Below are 6894 nucleotides of genomic sequence, written 5' to 3' on the forward strand. Positions count from 1 at the left end.
GGCTTTGGTGCAACGAATACCGTTAATACACTTCAGCAAATTTGTCGAAATCTGCATGCATGGCCGCTGCCTTCGAGTCCGAGTGTGCCAAGATCTTATGCTGCCTTTACTGAGGACGGACAACTGAAGGATGAAAAACTTCAGCAACGATTGGAAACACTGGGTCATCACCTGGTGAAGGAGCTACGCATCCGCGCTAATGCTGAACTTTAGGCCATTTCTCCCTCCTTGCTTTTAACATAGGGGTAAAGAGGGGATAAATATGATAAAAGGTTGACTAAAATAACCAATCCCGATGAGCTAGATATTAGGCTCATCGGGATTTTTTTGATTTCCTATGCTTTATGCTTTGGTGTCATCTTTTTGTTTGATCGTATCCTTCTCTAGGGATTTCATTGACCTTATTCTTAGAATGCTCAATCTCTCCGTCAATGGTTCCTTCCCTATAAGAGTCAAGCATTTGGGCATATGTGGACATGAGAGCGCCTGACACGTATTTATTCGTCCCTGCTTCCGAGTGTACATCCTCCTGCTCATATTCTTGGGCGAACTCTGTATCTGCATTTCCTACAACGGCGTTATAAGCCTCCATCAATGAGCGACTGTTGTACTTTTGTGCGGCGTATTTCTCTCCTTCTTCATTGTGACGCTTTGGCATAAAACAACACATCCCCTTCTTTGACTTTACCTTAGTATAAGCAGAAGGGGATGTGTCTCATTCACGTTTTTAAATATTTTTATTTCGTTTACTTGTTAATGGCGTGAATTGCTTGTCCTAGAGCAGCTTCAGCCGCCTCCATTGTAATTTCTCCTAAAGTCGGATGCGCATGGATGGTGAGACTGACATCTTCAAGATGTGCGCCCATTTCGATGGCAAGAGCCATCTCGGCGATAAGATTGGACGCTTCCACTCCCACGATCTGAGCCCCGATCAGAATACCTGTGTCTTTATCGGCAACAACTTTCACAAAGCCATCACCAGCGTTTAGTGAAAGGGCACGACCGTTCGCCGCAAATGCGAACTTACCGACTTGGACATTATATCCGTCTTTTTTAGCCTCTTGCTCGTTAAGTCCCACACTGGCAATTTCTGGTTCAGAGAAGACAACGGAAGGGATCACTTTATAATCCACTGCACTCTTCTCACCCGCAATTGCTTCTGCCGCTACTTTGGCTTCATATGAAGCTTTATGTGCTAGCGCTGGACCGTCAACAATATCTCCGATAGCGAAGATATTCTCAACACTTGTGCGGCACTGGTGATCTACTTCAATAATACCTTTGTCACTTACTTTTACGCCAGTGGCATCAAGTCCTAACTCATCTGTGCTTGGCTTACGTCCAACTGTCACTAACAAGTAGTCAGCTGTAATGGATTTTTCTTCATCATTCACAGCGTATGTGACCGTGACATCATTTTCAGTTTGCTCGGCAGATTTTGCCATCGCTTTGGTGACCACTTCAACACCGGACTTTTTCAGATTCTTGGCCACCGGTTGAACCGTTTGTTTTTCAAAGAGCGGTAGAATTTGATCTGCCCCTTCTAAAATCGTCACTTTCGTCCCGAACTTAGCGAAGGTTTGACCTAATTCAACACCGATGTAGCCACCACCGATGACCACCATGCTCTTAGGAATTTCATCTAGTGCTAGTGCTTCTGTAGATGAAAGGATACGATCGCCATAAGGGAACGGTTTGAGTTCAATTGCTTCGGACCCTGTGGCAATGATACAATGCTCGAATTTGTAGCGGTTAGCTTCATAACCGTTAAGCACACGAACTTCATTATCGTTGACAAACAGAGCTTCCCCTTTAACAATCTCGACGTTGTTTCCTTTGAGCAGACCTTCAACACCACCGGTCAGTTTGTTAACAACGCTCTGTTTCCATTCTTGAACTTTCTTGAAGTTTACTTCTACTTCTTTCGCTACAATGCCCATATCGTCATCCTTGGAGTGACTCATTTCTTCATAGCGATGTGCGGCAGAGATCAGTGCCTTTGAAGGGATACATCCCCGGTTCAGACATACGCCACCAAGTTCTCCTTTGTCTACGATGGTCACTTTTTTACCCAATTGGGCAGCACGGATGGCTGCAACGTAGCCACCCGGTCCTGCACCAATCACCAGTACATCAATTTCTGTTGTAAATTCTCCAACTACCATGTTATACCTCCAAAATTAAAAGTTGAGGATCTTCTAGGAGCTTCTTAATATAGTTAACAAAATACTGGGCTGTTGCTCCATCAATGATACGATGGTCGAAGCTTAGAGACAGGTTCATCACTGGTGCCACTGTGACCTCACCGTCTTTGACGACTGGCTTCTCTGCAATTTTACCCGTACCTAGGATTGCAACTTCAGGATGGTTAATGACTGGAGTAAAGAACATACCCCCAGCAGATCCAATGTTAGTGATGGATATGGTACTTCCTTTCAGCTCATTAGGTGATAGTTTGCCTTCACGTCCGCGAGTCGCTTTATCGATAATCTCGTCAGCGATCATCCACATGCTCTTACGGTCCGCATTTTCGATGACGGGTACCATTAATCCTTGGTCCGTATCTGTTGCGATCCCTACGTTATAGTAATGCTTATAAACGATTTCTTCGTTATCATCGTCTAATGTCGCATTAAGAACAGGGAATTCACGACAAGCGGCAACTAACGCCTTAACGATAAACGGCAAGTAAGTAAGTTTTGTTCCTTTTTGTTCCGCTAATGGCTTCGCTTCTTTTCTCAATGCTACAAGCTTCGTCACATCCACTTCGTCCATGATGGTCACGTGTGGGGCTGTGTACTTAGATTTAACCATTGCTTTAGAAATCGCTTTGCGGATACCTTTGAGTGGTACACGTTCTTCATGACGCTCGCCTTCCGCCACTTGAGGCTTGCTTGGTGCTGTTGCAGCTTTTTCTTCAGTCTCTTGTGCTGGCGCAGCTTGTTGTGCTTCTCCACCACCATCGATAAAGCCTTGGACGTCTTCCCTTGTAATTCTACCATTCGGGCCTGTCGCAGTCACCTCTGCAATGTTAACGCCGTTCTCACGTGCAAACTTTCTTACGCTAGGCGTTGCCAGTACTTCTTTGTTAGGCACGGGTACTTCATCCGTAGCAGGTTGTTCTTTGGCTGGCTCTTCTTTTTTAGGCTCTTCAGCTGGTTTAGCTTCTTCTTTTGGTGCTTCTTTTGGCTCTTCTTGCTCAGCGCCGTCGTTGGCAGTGTCCTCTTTTGCATGCTCTGGGACTTCTCCTTCGACTTCAATTTTAAGCAGGGCGTCGTCAACGACTTTTACTTCTCCTTCATCTGCTAAAATCTCTTTAACCGTACCGTTAACTGGAGAAGGCACTTCAACAACAGCTTTGTCATTTTGTACTTCAACAATCAGTTGATCCTCTTCAATAGAGTCTCCAGGCTCTACAAGCCATTTTACAATTTCGCCTTCGTGAATACCTTCACCTAACTCTGGAAGTTTAAATTCATAGATTGCCACGGCTTATCCTCCTTTTGCTTGTCATCTTTATGTCTTTTAAAAGTCAAGTACTTCGTTAATCGCTTTGTTGACTCTCTTCGGATCTGGGAGCCACTCATCTTCGATTGCTGCAAAAGCAAAAACAGTGTCTGGTGCGGTTACACGGAGCACAGGTGCTTCTAAGTGTAGGATCGCTTTTTCATTGATCTGAGTGATGATTTCTGGTGCGACACCAGCTTTGTTTTGTGCCTCTTGTACGACGATCGCACGGTTCGTCTTTTTGATAGACTCAACGACCGTGTCGATGTCAATGGGACTAACAGTACGAAGGTCAATCACTTCGACTGACACGCCTCTCTCTTTTTCCGCCTGTTCTGCTGCTTTGAGGGATGTATGTACCATCGCACCATAAGTGACGATTGTCACATCACTTCCTTCACGCACAACATTGGCTTTACCTAGAGGAATTGTATATTCTCCTTCAGGTACCTCACCACGGAACGAGCGATATAGTTTCATATGCTCAAGGAAGACAACCGGATCGTTGTCTCTGATCGCCGAAACGAGCAACCCTTTTGCATCATAAGGGTTAGATGGGATGACAACCTTTAGTCCTGGAGATTGTGCCATCAAACCTTCTAAGCTATCTGCGTGTAGTTCAGGCGTTTTTACGCCTCCACCAAACGGTGCACGGAACACAACCGGGCTATTGTAACGTCCTCCAGAACGGTAACGCATACGCGCTGCTTGGCCAACGATAGAGTCCATGACTTCAAAAACAAATCCGAAGAATTGAATTTCTGCGACTGGACGGTAGCCAGTGAGACCGAGACCGATCGCTAAACCGCCAATACCTGACTCCGCTAACGGAGTATCAAACACTCTTTCTTCACCAAATTCTTTTTGAAGCCCGTCTGTGGCACGAAACACGCCGCCGTTATGACCAACGTCTTCACCAAAGACAAGCACACTCGGGTCATTTTCTAACTCGACTTTCATTGCATCTGTGATTGCTTGTATCATCGTCATTTGTGCCATCTTCTATTCCTCCGTTCCAAACCATTCTTTCTGTTCTTCAAGATGATCAGGTGTCTTTTCAAACATCGTGTCGATTAAACCAGGAACTGTCATTTTCTCGATCTCATCAGCTTTCTTAATTGCAGCCGAGATGTCTTCTTTCGCTTCTTCCATCACCTTGTTCTCATCTTCTTCAGACCAGATACCTTTGGCTTCTAGATATTTTCTAAAGCGGACAATTGGATCGTTGTTCTCCCATTCAGTTGCTTCTTCATTGGTACGGTATCTCGTTGGGTCATCTCCAGCCATCGTATGTGGACCATAACGATAAGTTAAGCTCTCGATTAGGGCTGGACCTTCACCGTTACGTGCTTTTTCCGCTACTTTATTGGCAACAGCGTATACGGCAAGCACATCCATACCGTCTACTTGATACCCTGGGATACCAGCAGCTACTGCTTTTTGAGCTAGTGTGTCAGCTGCCGTTTGCTTCTCAATAGGGACCGAGATCGCATAACGGTTATTTTGAACAATAAAAATAGCTGGTGCTTGATAAGCTCCCGCAAAGTTAACACCTTCGTAGAAGTCCCCTTGAGATGTACCTCCGTCACCTATGTACGTTAGGGCTACTCTTTTTTCTCCGTTAAGCTTAAATCCATACGCTACACCCGTTGTTTGAATGATTTGGGCCCCGATGATGATTTGTGGCATCAATACATTCACATCTTCTGGGATCTTCCCGCCCGTCTGATGTCCTCTAGAGTATAGGAATGCTTGATATAACGGAAGACCGTGCCATACGATTTGAGGTATATCACGGTAGCTCGGTAACAAGAAGTCCTCTTTGTTCATAGCAAAATGAGAACCAATCATGGTTGCTTCTTGCCCAGCAACAGGCGCATAGAATCCTAGGCGGCCTTGGCGATTTAAACTAATCGCACGTTGATCCCATACTCTTGTGTATACCATGCGTGTCATTATCTCTCTTAATTGGTCATCGCTTAGATCCGGTTCTAAATCCTTAGATACAATGTTGCCATCTGGATCTAGCACTTGAATCGTCTCTTGCTCTTCAGCACGAATTGCTTCTAGATTTGTGCTCATCACATATCACCTCTCTGTAAATATACATACCTAATAGTATTCTTATCTAAACATTGGAAATCATGTATTGAATCGTTTAGAATATGGGATAACATTTATATATATTAAAGGAGTTATAAAAAATGAGCAAGCCTGAATATCTAAAACGGACAATAAACAAAGAGAACATCAGTAGTGAATACCTCAATGAGGAGCGTTCTGTCAGGGTTTATCTACCGCCCGGTTATAACGACCTTGTCTCTTATCCTGTAGTGTATGCGCAAGATGGACAGGATATTTTTATGTATGGTCGTATTGCGACTCTGGCTAATGAACTCATTCTTGATCACGGCGTCGACCCGTTCATCATCGTGGGCATCGATGTTGATAAAAAACATCGTACAAGTGAATATTCAACAAACGGCGAAAAAAGTGAAGCTTATAGATCCTTTGTGGTGAAGGAGCTTATTCCTTTTATAGAGGCACATTACCCTGTAAAGGATAGCATTGGTCATCGTGTCCTTATAGGAGATTCTCTTGGGGGCACTGTATCCCTTGATCTTGCTATGGATAACCCAGACTTTTTCTCTAAAGTCATAAGCTTATCTGGTGCTTATTTTGAACCAACAACAGAAAAGTTGTCAAACAAAAAGACTTTGGAGCATTTAGATTTATGGATGCTGGTAGGCACACTTGAAACAGCAGTGGACACTTCTATGGGAACACTCGACTTTTTAGAGTGGAATAGAAAAACGAGGGCAACACTTGAGGAAAAAGGGGCTAAAGTCTTTTACAAAGAAGAAGAGGGAGACCATATTTGGGGATTTTGGCAAAAAGAATTACCTGAAGCTATAAAGTATTACTTTAAACCTTCTTTTTATTAGATTTGTTATTAAGTTTAATGCTGTTCTGATACAGTTGGTGTAATCAATGTGACCCTTATGAGTGCTTATGTGTTGTAGCACAGTTTATCATACAGGCTTTTGTAGACTAGATTCGTTGGATAGCCGTTCTTAAAAGCTAAACGAATGAGAACATATTAGATGATATATTGAATCGGGCGTAGCCTTTGGGAAGATAATGTTGTCAAACCCTTTAAAAGGCTGCGCTTCTTTTATGTCTATTTCTATTTAAAAATCGTTTTTCTTCCTTATTATATAGTAGGGTCAGGTCCGAATTATACAGGAGGTTTTATCAACAAAAAAGAGAGGACCTTGTAAACAGATCCTCTCTCCACATTTCATTGGTATATATTTTATATATGTAATGTATTTATATGCTGTTTAATGGAGCGGGTGATGGGAATCGAACCCACGACATCAGCTT

Annotated in this window: 7 protein-coding genes; 2 read left to right on the forward strand and 5 right to left on the reverse strand. The window is 43.5% G+C overall.

The annotated features are described in order from the left end of the window. The coding region (locus tag JKM87_RS14590; RefSeq protein WP_419761869.1) for an NADPH-dependent FMN reductase at positions 1 to 213 on the forward strand (213 nt) is incomplete at its 5' end. Positions 214 to 355: 142 nt separating this feature from the next. On the opposite strand, the gene JKM87_RS14595 is transcribed toward JKM87_RS14590, so the two are convergent. From JKM87_RS14595 to pdhA, 5 genes are all read right to left on the reverse strand, one after another. Next, complete coding sequence (locus JKM87_RS14595) at positions 356 to 658, reverse strand: hypothetical protein (protein ID WP_202081110.1); 303 nt, start codon at positions 656 to 658, stop codon at positions 356 to 358. Between the two features lie 88 nt (positions 659 to 746). Beyond that, on the reverse strand, positions 747 to 2165 hold the full coding sequence (lpdA, locus tag JKM87_RS14600; protein ID WP_202081111.1) for a dihydrolipoyl dehydrogenase: 1419 nt from the start codon (positions 2163 to 2165) through the stop codon (positions 747 to 749). Between the two features lies 1 nt (position 2166). Then, positions 2167 to 3489 carry a 2-oxo acid dehydrogenase subunit E2 gene (locus JKM87_RS14605; RefSeq protein WP_202081112.1) on the reverse strand — a complete coding sequence of 441 codons (1323 nt, stop codon included), beginning with the start codon at positions 3487 to 3489 and terminating at the stop codon, positions 2167 to 2169. 36 nt (positions 3490 to 3525) lie between these two features. Beyond that, positions 3526 to 4506 (reverse strand): alpha-ketoacid dehydrogenase subunit beta, encoded by a 981-nt coding sequence (locus JKM87_RS14610; protein WP_202081113.1) that lies wholly within the window; start codon positions 4504 to 4506, stop codon positions 3526 to 3528. 3 nt (positions 4507 to 4509) lie between these two features. Continuing rightward, positions 4510 to 5589, reverse strand: a complete 1080-nt coding sequence (gene pdhA, locus JKM87_RS14615; RefSeq protein ID WP_202081114.1) for a pyruvate dehydrogenase (acetyl-transferring) E1 component subunit alpha — start codon at positions 5587 to 5589, stop codon at positions 4510 to 4512. 122 nt (positions 5590 to 5711) lie between these two features. On the opposite strand from pdhA, the gene JKM87_RS14620 reads away from it, so the two are divergent. Further along, complete coding sequence (locus JKM87_RS14620; RefSeq protein WP_202081115.1) at positions 5712 to 6452, forward strand: alpha/beta hydrolase; 741 nt, start codon at positions 5712 to 5714, stop codon at positions 6450 to 6452. The last annotated feature ends 442 nt before the right edge of the window (positions 6453 to 6894 follow it).

The sequence above is a fragment of the Caldalkalibacillus salinus genome (assembly GCF_016745835.1).
In the GTDB taxonomy this organism is placed as follows: domain Bacteria; phylum Bacillota; class Bacilli; order Caldalkalibacillales; family JCM-10596; genus Caldalkalibacillus_A; species Caldalkalibacillus_A salinus.